A 17,500-nucleotide genomic window follows, 5' to 3' on the forward strand; every position below is an offset into this window, starting at 1 on the left:
TTAATTTATATACTGAATTAAAAAAATTATACATTTTAAATTATATGTTATTTGGTACCATCAGTCAAGGATTTTACTTCATCTCCTTTATTTATCCACAGACCTGTAATCAAGTATTTTTTGTTGATAAACTGTTAATAATTTGTTATTATATTAATAGCCTTTTTTGAGTTAAAATTTATACCCTGAATATAACTAAAAACATACATTATTAGAAACAATAATATTTATTTCTATAATTTTTCACAGATATGTGAGTAAGTTATCCACAGGTTGTGTATTTATTTGTATTCAACTGGATAACTCCTTTTTTATTGGCTAAAATACCCCAGTTATCCACAAAAACAAATGTTTTTATCCACAAAATGTTGATAACCCGGGTGGATGAATGTTAATTTTGTGGATAAAGAGGATAATAATTCACAGAATATGTTTATATATTTTTATAATTTCCGTCATTTTAAGAATTTAAACCCTGTTAATACTGTGGATAACCAATAAAGTTATTCACAAATTTGTGGATAAACTACTGGATTATCCCTTTATTTTGGGGATAACTTTTATTTTTCAGAGGATTTAGGAGGGTAATTTAATGTCTTTTTCACAGGATGAACTAAACCATATATGGCAGGAGACCTTATCCAAAATTAAAGAAAAATTAAGTAATCCCAGCTTTAGAACCTGGTTTTCGGATACTGAAGCCCATTCCCTGGTTAATAATCAGCTAATCGTTAAGGTACCCAATGATTTCATAAAGGACTGGCTGGAATCTAGATATTTAGAACTAATTGAAGAGGTTATTAAAAATTTAACCAATAGCAACTGGAAGATTGTACTTATGTCACCGGAAGAACTGGATGAACTTGACAATAAGGACAGGGCAAGGGTTGAAACCAGGGATAAAGTTAAAAGCAAAAATAACAAAAAGAATAGTAATATAGAAATTCCTAATGGCCTTAACCCAAAATATACTTTTGACACCTTTGTGGTCGGAAACAGTAACCGGTTTGCCCATGCTGCTTCACTGGCGGTTGCTGAAGCCCCGGCCCGGGCCTATAATCCCCTCTTTATATATGGAGATGTTGGTCTGGGTAAAACTCATTTAATGCAGGCTATTGCCCATTTTATTCTGGATCATAATCCCGATAAAAAAGTTGTCTATGTATCTTCAGAGACATTTACCAATGAACTTATAAATGCCATTAAGGATGATAGGACAGTTGAATTCAGAAATAAATACAGGAATATAGATATCCTCCTGGTTGACGATATCCAGTTTTTAGCCGGTAAAGAAAGGACCCAGGAAGAATTTTTTCATACCTTCAATTCACTCCATGAAGCCAATAAACAGTTGATAATATCCAGTGACCGGCCCCCGAAAGAAATACCAACCCTGGAAGAGAGGCTGCGTTCCCGTTTTGAGTGGGGGTTGATTACCGATATTCAAAAACCAGATCTCGAGACCAGAATAGCTATTTTAAGAAAAAAAGCAGACCTTGAGGACCTGGAGGTCCCCAATGAAGTAATTATCTATATCGCCAATAAAATTCAGTCCAACATTAGAGAACTTGAGGGGGCATTAATTAAAGTTATCGCTTACTCTTCCCTGGTCAACAGGGAAATAGATATAGATCTGGCCCAGGAGGCCTTGAAAGACCTGGTGGCTAAAGATAATAATGCTCCTAAACAGATTACCATTGATCACATAAAAAAGGTTGTCGCCGATTATTATAACCTGACAATAGAAGACATGGATTCAAAGAAAAGAACCCAGAATATAGCCTTCCCCAGGCAGATAGCCATGTATCTTTCGAGGGAGTTAACCAGTTCTTCCTTACCCCAGATCGGGGAAAACTTTGGAGGAAGGGATCATACTACAGTTATCCATGCTCACAATAAGGTTACTAAAAAATATGAAGATGATCTTGACTTTAAGAAAATGATAGATAAGCTGGTTGAAAAAATAAAAACAGGGACCCGTTAAACTACACAACTTCCAGTAAATTTAAATTTACAACTTACAGATTTAAATCCTGATGTAATAGATTTAGTATTAATACAATCTGTTAATAAATTAAGGATAATTTGTTAACTGAGTGTTAATAACTGGGGATAACTTTAAGGTATTTTTTTAACCTGTTAACATGTGGACAACCTTAAAGCTTCTTTCAACAGTTTATATACAGGCATTATCCCCGTTATAACAACCTTAAAGTCACCTTTCAACATATCTACAGGTATTACTACTATAAGTACTGGTTTAAATAAATAAATTAAATTATAATTTTAATCTTTTTTTCTGTGGACAACTTTCGAAATGGAGGGTATGTTATGGAATTTACAATTTCCCAGAAAGATTTTTCCAGGAGCATAAATATAGTCCAGCGCGCGGTTTCTTCTAAAAATACTATGCCCATCCTCACCGGAATTTACCTTGAAGCCAGAAAAGATAAAGGACTACACATGAAGGCAACAGATCTGGAATTAGGGATAGAATACTGGGTTAAAGCAGATATTATAACTGAAGGGAAAATAGTTTTACCAGCCAGTCATCTCAGTGGTATTATCAGGGAATTACCTGATGACAATATTAACTTTAAAGCTGACCTTGATAAATATGAGGCTGAATTGACCTGTTTAAGTTCCAGGTTTAAAATTAAGGGATTTGATGCTGATGAATTTCCCCAGTTACCTGAGGTTAACATTCCCCACAAAATTACTTTAAATTGTGGTGACCTCAATAGATTAATAGATGAAGTTAAATTTTCAACTTCAACCGACCAGACTCAACCAGCTTTAACCGGGGGTTCTATGGTTATTGATAGTGGTAAAATAAGGATGGTTGCTACCAATACATACCGGCTATCCTTATCTTCACTGGATCTCGATGGTAGCCCTGAAGGAAAGAAAGAAGTAATTTTACCGGGCAATACTTTAAGTGAATTAAGTCATCTCCTTGATGATGATGGAGAAGTCGAAATTTTAATTGGGGATAACTATGTCAGGTTTAATTTTAATGGTATAGTCCTGGTATCCCGGGTTATAGAAGGGCAGTTTCCCAATTACCAGCAGGTTTTACCAAAAGAATATAACACTAAAGTCAGGGTTGATCGTAATAATTTATTACGGTCAGTAAGAAGGGTGTCCCTGATTGCACGGCTTGATTCCAATGTAATTTCTATTTCAGTTAAGGATAACAAAATGATTATTACATCCCAGGATTCAGAAGAGGGTTTTGCCCGGGAAGAAATTGAAATAGAAAGCCAGGGTCCTGAACAGAATATTAATATAGATGCCGGTTATTTACTTGATGTCTTAAAGGTACTGAATGATGATGTGGTTATTCTGGAACTTATTGGACCTTTAAATCCTTTAACTTTAAAGAAAGAAAATAGTGATGATTTTATTTACCTGGTAATGCCCGTCCGCCGGTAAACGGGAGGTTATAAAATGAAAGATATAAAGATTAATACTGAAAAAATAAAACTGGATCAATTACTTAAATATGCCAATATTGTGGCCACTGGAGGACAGGCCAAAAATCTGATTCAGGCAGGAAAAGTTATGGTTAACGGTGAAGAAGAGTTAAGGAGAGGGCGGAAGCTGGTACCCGGAGATGAAGTACAACTGGTAGGTGAAAATACTGTATACCGGGTGACCAGAGATTAAATGTATATTGATCGTATTTATTTGAAGGATTTTCGTAACCTGACAGAGAATTTAATAAAGTTGGATAATAGATTAAATGTCTTTGTTGGTTTAAATGGTCAGGGAAAGACAAATTTTCTGGAAGCAGTTTACCTTATGGGGACAGCTTCTTCCCACCGTACTAATGCGGATAGAGAGCTGATAAGGTGGAACCAGGATCGGGCTGTTGTCCAGCTTTATCTTGTAAAAAGGGATGAAAAACTAAAAATATCTCTGGAAATTAATAAAAAGGTAAAAAAACTGGAGATAAATGATGTTCCCCAGGAGAGGGTTTCAGAACTCCTGGGAAATTTGAATGTGGTTCTGTTTTCACCAGAAGATTTAAAACTGGTTAAAGAGGGTCCTCATTTCCGGAGGAAATTCCTTGACACAGAATTATCCCAGGTAAAACCATATTACCATTACCTGTTAAAAAAATATAATCATATTTTGAGTCAGAGAAATAACCTTTTAAAAGAATTAATGACCGGTAATAAGTCAGATACTACCCTCCTTGAAGTCTGGGATGAGCAGCTGGTTGAAATAGGAGCTAAAATAATACAAAACCGGATTGAGGTTATTGATAAATTAAAGATTCTGGCCAGGCTTTCCCACCGACAGATTACAGATGGTCTTGAGAATATAACTCTTTCTTATGAGTCCAGCCTCAGTGACAGAATTGAAGAAAAGGAATTAGAGGAAATAAAAATTATATTCAGGAATAAATTAGTTAATAATAGAAATGAGGAAATAACCAGGGGATATACCCTGGCAGGTCCGCAACGGGATGATTTAAAAATAACCATGAATGGTATCGATATCAGAAAGTACGGGTCCCAGGGCCAGCAGAGGACAGCCGCATTATCTTTAAAACTGGCTGAACTGGAATTTATGAAATCAGAACAGGGGGAATACCCTGTACTTTTACTTGATGATGTTTTTTCTGAACTGGATAATAAAAGAAGGCACAGGTTAATAGATATAATGGCCCACAGGGTTCAGACTTTTATTACGGCGACAGATTTTTTTAATTTAAACGAAATTAATACCCCTTCGATAAAGGTATTTAAAGTTAGAAATGGCCTAATAACCAGATATAAGTCATTATAATAGAAAAGGCAGGTGGTCTTTCATTGTTTTTACACCTTGGTGATGGATATATGATACCCACCAGAGATATAGTACTGATAGGTGACCTGGAAAAAGTTAACCAATCAGAGGTTAGTCAGGAATTTATGGAGATAGCTACCGAAGAAGGGTTTGTAATAGATTATTCTGATGGCAACCCCAAGTCTTTTGTTTTGACCGGTGAGACAGTCTACCTGTCTATGATTTCATCCCACACACTGGCTAAAAGGGTAAAAGAACTGTTTAAAGAAAATGGGGGAAATTCCAATGGCTGAAGAAAGTTTTTTAAATAACAAAGGTAATTATGAAGCAGAGCATATACAGGTTTTAGAGGGATTAGAAGCAGTAAGAAAAAGGCCCGGGATGTATATTGGGTCTACAGGAATGGATGGTCTCCACCATCTTGTATATGAGGTTGTAGATAATAGTATTGATGAGGCCATGCAGGGTTACTGTGACTTGATAGAAGTTATTATAAAACCCGGTAATATAATTACAGTTAAAGATAATGGCCGGGGAATCCCCGTAGACCCCCATCCCAAACTTAAAAAACCAGCCGTTGAGGTGGTTTTAACCGTTCTCCATGCCGGAGGTAAGTTCGGAGGGGATGGTTATAAGGTTTCAGGTGGTCTTCACGGAGTTGGTGTATCTGTTGTCAATGCCCTGTCCAAATGGCTGGAAGTTGAGGTCTGCTGGCGGGATGGTAAGGTATACCATCAAAAATATAACAGGGGTATCCCGGTATATGACCTGAAGGTTATTGGTGAATGTTCTGGAACAGGGACTACCATATCTTTTAAACCAGATGAGGAAATCTTCGAAGATGTTAACTTTAAGTATAAGGTTCTGGCCCAGCGCTTAAAAGAACTTGCCTTCCTGAATAAAGGGGTCAGAATTATTTTAAGGGATGAACGGGAAGAGGAGGCCCGTCAGGATGAGTATTGTTTTGAAGGGGGATTAGTTTCTTTTGTTAAGTATCTGAATAAGAATAAAAATCCCTTATTTGATGAACCTTTTTACCTTGAGGAAAAGGATGAAAATAGAGAAGTAGAGATTGCAATCCAGTACAATGATGGTTATGTTGATAGTATCTTTACTTTTGCCAATAATATAAATACCCGGGAAGGTGGAACCCATTTAAGTGGATTTAAGAGTGCCTTAACCAGAACTGTTAATGACTATGCCCGGAGTAAGGGTATTTTAAAAGAAAATGATGAAAATCTGACCGGGGAGGATATCAGGGAAGGAATTACAGCTATTATCAGTGTCAGGCTTACAGATCCCCAGTTTGAGGGGCAGACCAAGACCAAACTGGGTAATAGTGAAATAAGGGGATTTGTTGATTCTGCCCTATCGAGTAATTTAAGGACCTTCCTTGAGGAAAACCCTAAAATAGGGAAGATAATTGTGGAAAAGGCCAGGAGTGCCGCCCGGGCCCGGAAAGCTGCCAAAAAAGCCCGGGAGCTCACCAGGCGAAAAGGGGCCTTATCAAATACAGCTTTACCGGGTAAACTGGCTGATTGTTCTTCCCGTGATACTGAAAATACCGAAATTTATATAGTTGAGGGGGATTCAGCCGGTGGTTCTGCTAAACAGGGCCGGGACCGGAAGTTCCAGGCCATCTTACCGCTCCGGGGTAAGATTTTAAATGTAGAAAAGGCCAGATTGAATAAGATTCTCAACAATGAAGAAATAAGGGCCTTAATAACAGCCATCGGAACCGGAATTGGGGATGAATTTGATATAAATAAGGCCCGCTATGGCAAAATAATTATAATGACCGATGCCGATGTTGATGGGGCCCATATCAGGACCCTGTTGCTTACCTTTTTCTACAGGTATATGCGTCCTTTAATTGAAAATGGCATGATATATATAGCCCAGCCTCCCCTCTATAAGGTGAAAAAGGGGAGAAGGGAAGAGTATGTTTATAACGACCGGGGTTTACAAAAACTACTCAATGACATAGGACGTGATAAAATAACCCTGCAGCGTTACAAAGGTCTTGGAGAGATGAACCCCGACCAGCTCTGGGAAACTACCATGAACCCTGAAAACCGTATTATCCTCAAGGTCAAAATTGAGGATGCGGTAGTAGCAGATGAGACCTTTACTACCCTCATGGGGGATAAGGTCCAGCCCAGGCGCGAATTTATTCAGGAACATGCCCATGAAGTTCAGAACCTGGATGTTTAATTTTATTAATTATTCATAGTTAATTTCCTTGTTAATTTCCTAAATATCCTTAACTAATTTATTTCCTTTTTATCTCTAACTTTACCAGCTTTATATAAATTAAATCGGCAGGTGAATTATTAATGGTAATGGATATAAACAATGGTAAGGTCCTTGAGGTTGATATTGAGAATGAAATGAAGGGTGCCTACCTGGACTATGCCATGAGTGTTATTGTAAGCCGGGCTCTACCTGATGTCAGGGATGGATTGAAACCGGTACAGCGGAGGATACTCTATGCCCTGCATGATCTGGGGATTACCCCCAATAAACCCCATAAAAAATCAGCCAGGGTTGTCGGTGAAGTCCTGGGTAAATACCATCCCCATGGCGATACTGCTGTCTATGATACCATGGTCAGGATGGCCCAGGAATTTTCCTTTCGTTATCCCCTGGTTGATGGCCACGGTAATTTTGGTTCTATTGACGGCGACTCAGCTGCGGCAATGAGGTATACCGAGGTCAGAATGGCCAGGTTAACCACCGAACTCTTGAGGGATATTGATAAAAACACGGTGGATTTTGCTCCCAACTTTGATGAATCCCTTGAAGAACCAGAGGTATTGCCGGCCAGATTACCAAATCTTTTGATGAATGGAGTCTCCGGGATTGCTGTCGGGATGTCTACCAATATTCCACCCCACAACCTCGGTGAGGTTATCGACGGTGTTGTTGCTTTAATAGATAACCCTGACCTTGAGGTTAAAGATTTAATGAAAATAATAAAAGGGCCTGATTTCCCTACTGGTGGTATAATTATGGGTAAAGATAAAATTTACCAGGCCTATAAGACCGGGCGGGGACGGTTAAAAGTCAGGGGAAAGGCCCGGATAGAAGAGGATAAGAACGGTAAGTCGAAAATAATAATTACGGAAATTCCCTATCAGGTTAATAAAGCCCGCCTGGTGGAAAAGATAGCAAATCTCGTCCGGGATGAAAAGATAACCGGAATAAGTGATTTAAGGGATGAATCGGACAGGCGCGGACTCCGGATTGTGATAGAACTTAAAAAAGGGACTGTCCCTAAAGTTATTTTAAACCGTCTGTATAAATATACCCAGCTCCAGGTAACCTATGGGGTTATTATGCTGGCCCTGGTTGATGGTATGCCCAGGGTTTTAACCTTAAAGGAGCTATTAAACCATTACCTGGAACATCAAAAAGAAGTAGTTACCAGACGGACAAAATACCAGCTGGATAAAGCTGAAGCCAGAGCCCATATCCTGGAGGGACTCAGGATAGCCCTGGCCAATATTGATGATATAGTCCAGTTAATTAGAGAAGCACCTGATGTTGATACTGCCCGCAGGGGTTTAATTGAAAACTTTAACCTTACTGAAAAACAGGCTGAAGCCATCCTGAGAATGAGGCTGCAGAGGCTTACCGGTCTGGAGAGGGATAAAATTGAGGCTGAATATAAGGAGCTTAAAGAAAAGATTGCCTATTACAGATCTATCCTGGCAGATGAAGGCAAGTTACTGGGTATTATCAAGGATGAGCTTCTTGAATTAAAGGAAAAATTCCAGGATGAAAGAAGGACTGAAATATCTATTCAGGCTGTTGACCTCGATGTAGAGGATCTGATACCTGAAGAACAGGTGGTAATCACCTTAACCCACCATGGTTATATAAAGAGAATGCCTATTGATATTTACCGCAGTCAGCGTCGTGGCGGTAAAGGTATAATAGGTATTAATACCAAAGAGGAAGACTTTGTTGAACACGTCTTTACAACTTCAACCCATCATTACTTTCTGTTCTTTACAAATAAGGGTAAGGTATACCGACTCCGGGTTTTTGAGATTCCACAGGCCAGCCGCCAGGCCCGGGGTACTGCCATTGTAAACCTGCTGGAACTGGAAGAAGAAGAGAGGATAACTACTGTTATCCCCATCAGGGAATTTGATGAGGAGAGGTACCTGGTTATGGTAACCAGAAATGGTATGATAAAAAAGACACCCCTGGCCGAATATGAGTCCCGGTATACCGGTTTAATCGGTTTAACTTTAAGGGATGAAGATGAACTAATTGATGTTAAATATACTGATGGAAACCAGAGTGTAATTATTGTTACCCACAGGGGTAAAGCCATTCACTTTAAAGAAAATGAAGTCAGGTCTATGGGAAGAACGGCCATGGGAGTTAAAGCTATAACTTTAGAGGATGGAGACTATGTTGTCGGGATGGGGGTTGATAGTGAAGGAGATGACCTCCTGGTTATTACCGAAAAGGGTTATGGTAAGAGAACCCCACTTGAGGAATACCGACTGCAGAGCCGTGGTGGTAAAGGACTTATTACGGCAAATATAACAGAGAAAAATGGTAACCTGGCCGGGGTTAAAGTTGTTAGAGAAGACCATGACCTGATTCTTATCACCAGTGAAGGTATCATTATCAGGACCAGGGTTGAAGGGATATCTCGCCTGGGTCGAAATACCCTGGGTGTTAAGGTTATCAGGCTTGAAGAGGGTGACCGGGTGGTTTCCCTGGCACGGATTTCCCCTGAAGAAAAGGATATTGAGGAGATGGATTAATTGTTGAATGGTTAAAGACAGGATTACTTATGTTTAAATTGTGTTTAAATGGAGAACTTAATATTAAACCTGTAGAGATACCCAGCCCTTAAAAGGGCTGGGGTTAATTTTTTTATTAAAATATTTTTAATGATTTACCACTTTATATTTCTTTTTTTCCATCTATCTTCAACAGTTACCAGATTATATTTATCTATTGTCATTATAGGAGTAATAATGGTCGGTATTTTGTATTCTCCATTATTAATTTTTTGATCAAAGAGCCAGTTTTCCCCCCTGGCAATAGACACCGCAGTCTTAAATCCTGTTAAGCCAATCAGATAGGGCATAGTATCGATCTCGGCATCATGGTCTCCCTTTTTAATGGCTTCATAGGCTTCTTTACTTAAATCTGACCCGATGGTAACAACTTTGTCGGTCAGTTTTTTTCTTTTAAAACCTTGACGGCCTGCATGGCCAGGCGGCTGTTATTTGCCAGTATGGCTTTAATATCGGGGTATTTTTCTAAAGCTTGCCTGGTGGTTTTAGCTGCCTCTTCAACTTTGTCAAATTCATGCCACTTTTCTGCCACAATTTTGATACCGGGTTCTTTTTTTAAAATCTGTTTATTTCCCCAGGTTATTAACTGGGCTGAATTGGTTTTTTTATCCCCCTTTAAAATAACAACTTTCCCTTCATGGTCTATCTGGTCAGCAACATAGATAGCCTGCTCCATACCTATTCTGAAATTATTGGCCGGAATATAACCATCTAGACCGACTTCATAAGGTAATCTCCTTAAGGCCAGTACCGGGATTTTTTTACTTGATAATTTTTTAACTAATTTACCTGAAGTTATGGGGTTTACCGGATGAATTATAACCACATCTACCTTTTCCTTGATAAATTCATCAATATGTTGAGCCTGCCTTTTTTCATCATAACCGGCATCTTTCCAGATCAGAGTTGCATTCTCCCTTTCCTGATTATCAAACATGGCTTCTTTGATTAAATAAAATACATCATATTTCATGGTGGCTACCGTGACCCCGATTTTTACTTTCTCTGGCTTCTTAGACTCCCCGGAAGCAGGGGAACAACCGGACAGGGGTATAACCATTAACGATATTATACCTATTATTAATGATATATAAATTATTTTTCTGTTAACTTTTTGATAATGAGTATATAATATTTTAATAAATTTTTTAATAAATAATACATTAGATAATACGACTGAAGATAATACGACTGACTTTAAAAAATCCATTTAGACCCTCCTCCCTCTGTAACCTGGTGGTGATTAAGCTGGTGATGGTATATCCTGTTACATGGTATAATTTAATACCAGGTTTTTAATCTTATTATAGGTTTTAAATAAATTATAACCTTTAATATAAATATTTTTAAAACATCTATGTGGTTATTATTTTTCCTTTCAGGGTTTGTATTCTGACATTTTTAACCACCACATAAAATTACCTCTTTTAAGTCATAATATATTGTAAGCCTGAAAGCCATAAAGTCCTCATTTACTTGAAAGGGGTAAAAGTAATTTGAACTGGGAGCGGATAAAAGAGAGAATAGATGAAATTATCAGTAGTAATACTGATAGACCCGGGGAAAAAACATCCAAAAAAAAATTAACCAGGGATATAAAGAAAAATGAGAAAACCATAGAAGATATAATTGGATTTAGTGATGATGTCAATTTCAGGGAATTTAAGCTGGGAAAAAAGCTTAAAATTAAGGCAACCCTTATCTATATTGATAGCCTGGTTGATAAAAAAACAATAAATGAAAGTATCCTCGAACCATTATTTACTGAGGAGTTTTTCAGTGATAATGTTGAGAATTTAACGACCGATGATATTGTTAAATTTGTCCGGGATAATACCATGACCATAAATGAAGTAAAAGTCACTGAAAAGCTTGAAGATACCATCGAAGGAATCTTAAATGGTGATTCCGTTCTGCTGGTAGATGGTTATGAACAGGTAATGGTTTTAAATACCAAGGGGTGGGAAAAAAGGTCAGTCTCTGAACCGGTTGTAGAATCGGTAATCAGAGGACCTAGGGATGGTTTTACTGAGACCCTTGCTGTTAATACAGGTTTAATCAGGAGGAGAGTAAAACACCCCTCATTAAGGATTAAAAATTATAATATAGGACGCTTTTCAAAAACCAGTGTTTCTATTTGTTACATAGAGGGTATTGCCAATAAACACCTTGTTGAAGAGGTAAAAGAGAGGATAAATAATATAAACATAGACAATATCGGTAGTTCCGGTTTTGTAGAACAGTTAATAGAGGATAGTCATTTATCACCATTCCCCCAGATATTGAGTACAGAACGGCCCGACCGGGTGGCTGCTAACCTGATGGAGGGCCGGGTTGCTGTCGTAGTTGATAACACCCCGTTTGTTTTGATTCTACCAATGACTATCTCTATATTTTTTCAAAGCCCGGAAGATTACCATGAACGGTTTCTGGTGGCTAATTTTATCAGGATTATAAGGGGAATAGCTGCCTTTTTATCCTTAACCTTACCATCTATATATATTGCTCTGATATCATTCCATCCTGAAATGTTACCGACCCGACTGGCCCTTGCCTTTGCCGGTGGCAGGGGTATGGTTCCTTTTCCCTCCTATCTGGAAGCCTTTATAATGGAGGGTGCCATGGAACTTTTAAGGGAGGCCAGCATCCGTCTTCCCAATCCCATTGGCCCTACTATCGGTATTGTTGGGGCCCTGATTGTAGGTGAAGCTGCGGTCAGTGCCAGTATTGTCAGCCCTTTTATGGTAATTATTGTGGCTGTTACTACCATTGCTTCTTTTACAATTCCCGACTACGGGAGTGCCATTGCCCTCAGGATATTGAGGTTTCCCCTTATGGTGGTGACGACCATCTTTGGTCTCTATGGACTTATCTGGGGATTAATAGCCATAACCATTCACCTGGCCAGCCTCAAGTCCTTCGGAATCCCCTATTTAACCCCACTGGCCCCGTCCCGGTTATCTGACCTGAAAGACCTGGTGGTCAGGGCACCCTTCTGGTTAATGTATAGACGACCTAAATATTTGCGGACTAAAGATGAAAAGAGGTTTTCCTCAAAAGGGGATGATGACCAGAATGAAAGAACACGGTAAATTAAGTGAAAGGCAGTTTGCCGGGATCATTGCCAACACCATGGTCGGGGTCGGGGTATTAATATTACCTAAAACGGCAACTAAATTTGCCGGTACAGCCGGCTGGATTGCCCTTCTGCTGGGGGGAGTTATTGCCCTTTTTTTTCTGTTTCTTATCTTAAAACTGGGGACCCGCTTTCCGGAAAATACCTTAATGGAGTATGCCCCTCGTATTATCGGGAAAATACCGGGTACCCTGGTTTCGCTCATCTTCTGTACTTACTGGTTTTTATTGAGTAGTTTAATATTCAGGGTTTTTGCAGAAATGATGGTTGATGCAATTTTATTAAATACCCCCATTGAAGTGATAATTATCTCTATGTTAATTCTGGTAGCCTACCTCTCCAGGCATGATGTAGAGGTCTTCGGGAGGGTTAATGAATTGTTCTTTATCTTCCTAATAATACCGGCTGTTTTTGGACTGGCTGTTTCCCTTAAACAGGTGACCGGGATAAAACTTCTTCCGTTGCTGGGAAATGGACTTCCCTCTATTTTAATTAACACCAGGGAACTGTTTTTTTCCTTTGTTGGCTTTGAAATTATATTTCTGTTTATCCCTTCTATAACTACCCTGGGTAAAGTATATAACTATGGGTTTAAAGGATGGTTATCCCCTGCAGCAATTTATCTGGCTGTAGTTATTATTGGAATAGGAGTGTTTGGAACCAGGGAACTTCAGAACTTAATGTGGCCGACCCTGGAGCTGGTTAAGGTGATCAATTTCCCAGGACTCATTTTAGAAAGGGTTGAGGCTATTTTTATTGCCTTCTGGGTAATAGCTGTTTTTACCACGGTTACTAATTTATTTTATAGTTCGGTGGTAGGGGCTACCCAGGTTTTAAAATTATCTGACCATAAAACTCTGGTATACCCCCTACTTCCTTTGTTTTATTTTTTTAGTACCTATCCCCAAAATATATATGAAGTATTAAATTATATGAATGTCATGGGGAAGTTTGGAGGGTTAGTAATTATAACCGTGACTCCCCTGTTGTATATTATCTCTCTCATTAGAAATATTAAAGGGGGACAGAAGGCATGAAATCACGAATTCTACCAGCAATAATGGTTATAGTTTTAATATCTATCCTGTTAACAGGGTGCTGGGATTTAAAGGATATAGATGAGAGGGCAACAGTTCTGGCAATTGGAATAGATTATGCCGATATTCCCCAGCCCGGCAATTTTGAAGGTTCCTATATGGTTAAGGTTACCCTCCAGATTGCTATTTCTGAACAGATGACCGGTGGGGCCGGGCAGGCCCCTCCCATGGGGGAACAGGTTGTCTGGAATATCAGTTCCACCGGGGCCACGATGGCCCGGGCTATAGAGCTCTGCCAGGAAAAATTAAAATATAGTCTTTTTTTTGGTCATGTCCGAATTTTGATATTTGGTCAGAAAGTGGCCCAGAATGGAGTTAACCAATTTTTAAATTATTTCAGAAACCATCCTATGTTCCGTAGATTATCTTATATTCTAGTTAGTAAGGGGGATGCAGCTGATGTTTTAAAGACCTTTCCTAAATCAGCTACAATTCAGGCCATGTTCTTAATGAATATGGTGGAAACAGCCCAGAATACAGGGCGTATGCCCGATATACCCTTTATGGAGTTTGTGGTCAGGTTAATAGACAAAGGAATTGACCCGGTGGCTATCATGGTATCTTCCCACAAGGATTCGGTTGTCAATACGGGAGTGGCTGTCTTCCGGGGGGATAATATGGTGGGGTCCCTTGATCTCTATGAAACCTGGAATTTCATCCAGATTACTGAAAACCAAAGAGGTGGTATAGAGGTTGTCAGGGATGTGGAGGACGAACTAGGGAGGGTAACCATCCAACTGACAGGTGTTAATTCTAATGTTAGACCTATAATTCAAAAGAACGGAAAGGTTAAATTTATAATAGATATGGAGGTAGAAGGTCGGATTGTTTCCCAGGAAACCCAGACTGACTATAATGATCCGGTACTTTTTTCAGCCCTGGAGGAGAGAGTGGAAAAGGAATATAAACGTGAATTAGAACAGATGATTAATAAAGTCCAAAAACAATTTAAAGCAGATATATTTGGTTTTGGCCAGCAGCTCAGGGCCTATCAGAACCGGGAATGGAAGGAGATAAATAACTGGAGAAAAGCCTTCAGTGAAGGAGAGCTGGACCTAACTATATATGTAGATATCCGGAGGATGGGGATGAGTACCTTTACGAAAAAATAGAAATGCTGCTAAATCAGGGTTTTCACAATTGATTTTTCTGTTCGTAAAGCTGAGCGGTGAATTTTTTATTAAGAAATTTTTTATTTGCTAAAAAACATAACGGGTATGTATAATACTAACCAGAATTAAAAGTAAACCTGCTAAAATATTAAGTAACCCCAGGAAAAAGGAAAAAACAAAGTCCTTGTTATGGCCATAAAAATTGGCGTAGTTGGTATCTCCAAAAAAGGCCAGAAGACCACAGATAATAAAAAGCGGGGGTAAATAGGGTGTATAAATCTGGTGTTTAATAAAGTCCAGAACACTGATAATCAAATCCATAAATATCCTCCTTTTTGAATAAATATTTTAAATATGTTAACCATCATAAATTGTTTTGTCGCTTACCATTAATAATTAATAATAAACCTGTCACAAAAATTATTTAAACCTCATATTTGACACCATAGCCTCCTGGTGGGTAGACCCAGTCTATGTTTTCCCGGGGACACCCCCAGGGGCAGGCTCCACATTCGATACACCTTTCAAACAATATTTTAATTTCATTAACTTCCCAGAAAAATACACGGGCAGGGCAGTAGTACGTACAGGGTTTATTTTCACAGTCAAGACAGACCTTTTTATTCCTTATATGGATATGAGATTTACCTGCAGGGATTATATTTACATATTTAAGGGGATTCTCATTATTTTTTAAAAAACTAGTCAATTTTAAAATACCCTCCAGTGCTGTAATCCAGAATATATATCTCTGATATTTTTTTGGAGTGATTGAATTTCTTTAACTTCTTCTATTATTTCATTCAGCTTTTCATCCTGGGTTTTTAAGCCTTCTTTGAAAAATTCATAGGCCACTTCGTTCAGGGTTTTACTGAAAACAAAGTCAGAATCAGGGTATTCCCGGTAATAATCCCGGGCTTCTTTATTACTTTCTATGGCCCGCATAAAAAAAGTATTCTTAAGTTTATTTTCATATGAGGAGAGGGTCTTTTTAGAAAAATCCCCTCTGGCTTTAGCCTGTAAAGCAGTTTCAGCAGCATATTTACCGGACAGCATGGCAATATCGGTTCCGTGGCGTCCACTGACCAGCATACCGGCATCTCCGGTTATCAGGATACCATTATCATAAAACTGAGGTAGACTTTTATAACCTCCTTTGGGGATAAGATGGGACATATACTGGACTGTTTTTGCTCCTTCAATAAGTCTCCTGATCATGGGATGTTTTTTCAGCCGGTTGAGGAGTTGATAGAGGTTTAAACCTTTATTGACAATCTGGTTTAGATATCCTCCCACCACCAGTGAAATACTATCACGGTTGGTCCAGATACCACCTTTTCCCACAGCCCCTGAAGTGGGGAAACCAACCATGCCTATAATCACCCCTTCGTCTTTCTCCAGGTTAAAACGGGCTTCTATTATTTCCCGGGGGAGGGCCAGAATTTCCTTTACATATATTTTAAGGCTGTCAGCAGAGATTTCACGCCTGAGTCCTGCCTTAGCAGCGAGATCAGCCATGGCTCCTTCAGCCAGAATTACTGCATCACTATAAAGTTTACTACCATCATCAAGGACTACCCCGGCAACCTTTTTCCCTGTCAGTCCCTCTTTTTCAAAGATAAGGTCTTTAACCAGACAGGATGTCATTAAATGAGCCCCTGCTTCTTCGGCTTTTTTGGCAAGCCAGTGATCAAAACGTGATCTGATGACCGAAAATTTATTATAGGGTGGTTTAGCATAGTTAAGGCCAGTAAAACCTACCTGGACAGCCGAGGTCTGGTCCATAAACCATAAAGTATCGGTAACGATAGCCCGTTCTACTGGAGCTTCTTCCCAGAAATTAGGTACGATCTGGGCTGTTGCCTCCCGATAAATCACCCACCAAACATATTTTTACTTCCGGGGTATTGTCCCCTTTCAAGGAGGGCTACAGAAAGGTTTCCCCGGGCCCCGACCAGGGCTGCCGAAGAACCGGCAGGTCCTGCTACAACTACAATAACGTCATAACGGTGATGTCCCAGCCCTATTCACTCCTTTCTTTTTAATTAGTTTTTTACTCTCGACTATAAAATATTCTTTTCAGGAAAAATTACATGGGAGATGTTTTTTTAAAACAATTTCAATATTATTTATTAACTGAGGGGACCACAGGGTCTTTTATAATTGATTTTTCCGGTCGTAAAGCCTGGTAATAAGTTAAAAATCATTATTATAAATATTTTTAACAATGTTTTACTATGAAAATAGATAGGGTAAATATATTAATTTTAAGCCATAATAAAATAATGAGAAACTAATAGACAGGAGGCCAGGTGGTGGAAGATAGTAAACTTTTGAAATGGTTAAACTGGTTTTATACCCTGGAGCTGGCCCAGACAGATCTTTATCTTAACCAGGCTAAAGGAAGTAAAGATAGGTATATGGCCAGGGTTCTGATTAAACTGGGGGAAATTGAGAAGACCCATGCATTGAGGTTCAGTGATATTATTGTAAAACTGGGGGGAAAACCAACCAGAATAGGAGCCCTTTTCT

16 protein-coding genes (1 of these 16 cut by a window edge) are annotated in these 17,500 nt (G+C 38.9%); 11 read left to right on the plus strand and 5 right to left on the minus strand.

The genetic code is table 11. The features are described from left to right. Positions 1–592: 592 nt before the first annotated feature. The 7 genes from dnaA to gyrA all read left to right on the plus strand — a co-directional run bounded on the left by dnaA (position 593) and on the right by gyrA (position 9,584). Entirely contained in the window at positions 593–1,984 is a 1,392-nt protein-coding gene (dnaA, locus tag HORE_RS00005) for a chromosomal replication initiator protein DnaA (protein ID WP_012634963.1), read from the plus strand. A 347-nt stretch (positions 1,985–2,331) separates the two neighbouring features. Then, the gene (dnaN, locus tag HORE_RS00010) at positions 2,332–3,435 is read left to right on the plus strand and encodes a DNA polymerase III subunit beta (RefSeq protein ID WP_012634964.1); all 1,104 of its coding nucleotides are present in this window, start codon (positions 2,332–2,334) and stop codon (positions 3,433–3,435) included. Positions 3,436–3,450: 15 nt separating this feature from the next. Beyond that, positions 3,451–3,669 carry an RNA-binding S4 domain-containing protein gene (locus HORE_RS00015; RefSeq protein ID WP_012634965.1) on the plus strand — a complete coding sequence of 73 codons (219 nt, stop codon included), beginning with the start codon at positions 3,451–3,453 and terminating at the stop codon, positions 3,667–3,669. Then, positions 3,670–4,797 (plus strand): DNA replication/repair protein RecF, encoded by a 1,128-nt coding sequence (gene recF, locus HORE_RS00020; protein WP_012634966.1) that lies wholly within the window; start codon positions 3,670–3,672, stop codon positions 4,795–4,797. It begins immediately after the preceding gene. A 23-nt stretch (positions 4,798–4,820) separates the two neighbouring features. Beyond that, positions 4,821–5,090, plus strand: coding sequence for an extracellular matrix regulator RemB (gene remB, locus HORE_RS00025; RefSeq protein WP_012634967.1), 270 nt, complete (start codon positions 4,821–4,823; stop codon positions 5,088–5,090). Beyond that, positions 5,083–7,011 carry a DNA topoisomerase (ATP-hydrolyzing) subunit B gene (gene gyrB / locus HORE_RS00030; protein WP_012634968.1) on the plus strand — a complete coding sequence of 643 codons (1,929 nt, stop codon included), beginning with the start codon at positions 5,083–5,085 and terminating at the stop codon, positions 7,009–7,011. The genes remB and gyrB overlap by 8 nt, the downstream gene beginning before the upstream one ends. A gap of 128 nt (positions 7,012–7,139) precedes the next feature. After that, positions 7,140–9,584 (plus strand): DNA gyrase subunit A, encoded by a 2,445-nt coding sequence (gene gyrA / locus HORE_RS00035; RefSeq protein WP_041606163.1) that lies wholly within the window; start codon positions 7,140–7,142, stop codon positions 9,582–9,584. Positions 9,585–9,718: 134 nt separating this feature from the next. On the opposite strand, the gene HORE_RS00040 is transcribed toward gyrA, so the two are convergent. Then, positions 9,719–9,913: a hypothetical protein gene (locus HORE_RS00040; RefSeq protein ID WP_012634970.1), complete on the minus strand. Its 195-nt coding sequence runs from the start codon at positions 9,911–9,913 to the stop codon at positions 9,719–9,721. A gap of 89 nt (positions 9,914–10,002) precedes the next feature. Then, positions 10,003–10,833 (minus strand): substrate-binding domain-containing protein, encoded by an 831-nt coding sequence (locus HORE_RS00045; RefSeq protein WP_012634971.1) that lies wholly within the window; start codon positions 10,831–10,833, stop codon positions 10,003–10,005. Between the two features lie 286 nt (positions 10,834–11,119). Between HORE_RS00045 and HORE_RS00050 the strand changes: the two genes are divergently transcribed. The 3 genes from HORE_RS00050 to HORE_RS00060 are packed head-to-tail and all read left to right on the plus strand — an operon-like array spanning position 11,120 to position 14,968. Continuing rightward, positions 11,120–12,715 (plus strand): spore germination protein, encoded by a 1,596-nt coding sequence (locus HORE_RS00050; RefSeq protein ID WP_012634972.1) that lies wholly within the window; start codon positions 11,120–11,122, stop codon positions 12,713–12,715. Beyond that, positions 12,687–13,796 (plus strand): GerAB/ArcD/ProY family transporter, encoded by a 1,110-nt coding sequence (locus HORE_RS00055; protein ID WP_167935739.1) that lies wholly within the window; start codon positions 12,687–12,689, stop codon positions 13,794–13,796. Before HORE_RS00050 ends, HORE_RS00055 begins: the two co-directional genes overlap by 29 nt. Then, a complete protein-coding gene (locus HORE_RS00060; protein ID WP_012634974.1) occupies positions 13,793–14,968 on the plus strand; it encodes a Ger(x)C family spore germination protein in 1,176 nt (391 codons plus the stop codon). The genes HORE_RS00055 and HORE_RS00060 overlap by 4 nt, the downstream gene beginning before the upstream one ends. Before the next feature lie 87 nt (positions 14,969–15,055). On the opposite strand, the gene HORE_RS00065 is transcribed toward HORE_RS00060, so the two are convergent. The 3 genes from HORE_RS00065 to HORE_RS00075 all read right to left on the minus strand — a co-directional run bounded on the left by HORE_RS00065 (position 15,056) and on the right by HORE_RS00075 (position 16,846). Next, complete coding sequence (locus tag HORE_RS00065; RefSeq protein ID WP_041605678.1) at positions 15,056–15,289, minus strand: CLC_0170 family protein; 234 nt, start codon at positions 15,287–15,289, stop codon at positions 15,056–15,058. Between the two features lie 103 nt (positions 15,290–15,392). Next, the gene (locus tag HORE_RS00070; RefSeq protein ID WP_012634975.1) at positions 15,393–15,677 is read right to left on the minus strand and encodes a ferredoxin family protein; all 285 of its coding nucleotides are present in this window, start codon (positions 15,675–15,677) and stop codon (positions 15,393–15,395) included. Positions 15,678–15,679: 2 nt separating this feature from the next. After that, on the minus strand, positions 15,680–16,846 hold the full coding sequence (locus HORE_RS00075; protein WP_012634976.1) for an FAD-dependent oxidoreductase: 1,167 nt from the start codon (positions 16,844–16,846) through the stop codon (positions 15,680–15,682). A 437-nt stretch (positions 16,847–17,283) separates the two neighbouring features. Between HORE_RS00075 and HORE_RS00080 the strand changes: the two genes are divergently transcribed. Further along, positions 17,284–17,500 carry the start of a demethoxyubiquinone hydroxylase family protein gene (locus HORE_RS00080; RefSeq protein ID WP_041605679.1) on the plus strand. It continues 248 nt past the right edge of the window, so the window shows 217 of its 465 coding nt (coding positions 1–217); it begins with the start codon at positions 17,284–17,286; its stop codon lies beyond the right edge, outside the window.

It is taken from the genome of Halothermothrix orenii H 168 (assembly GCF_000020485.1).
GTDB lineage: Bacteria > Bacillota > Halanaerobiia > Halanaerobiales > Halothermotrichaceae > Halothermothrix > Halothermothrix orenii.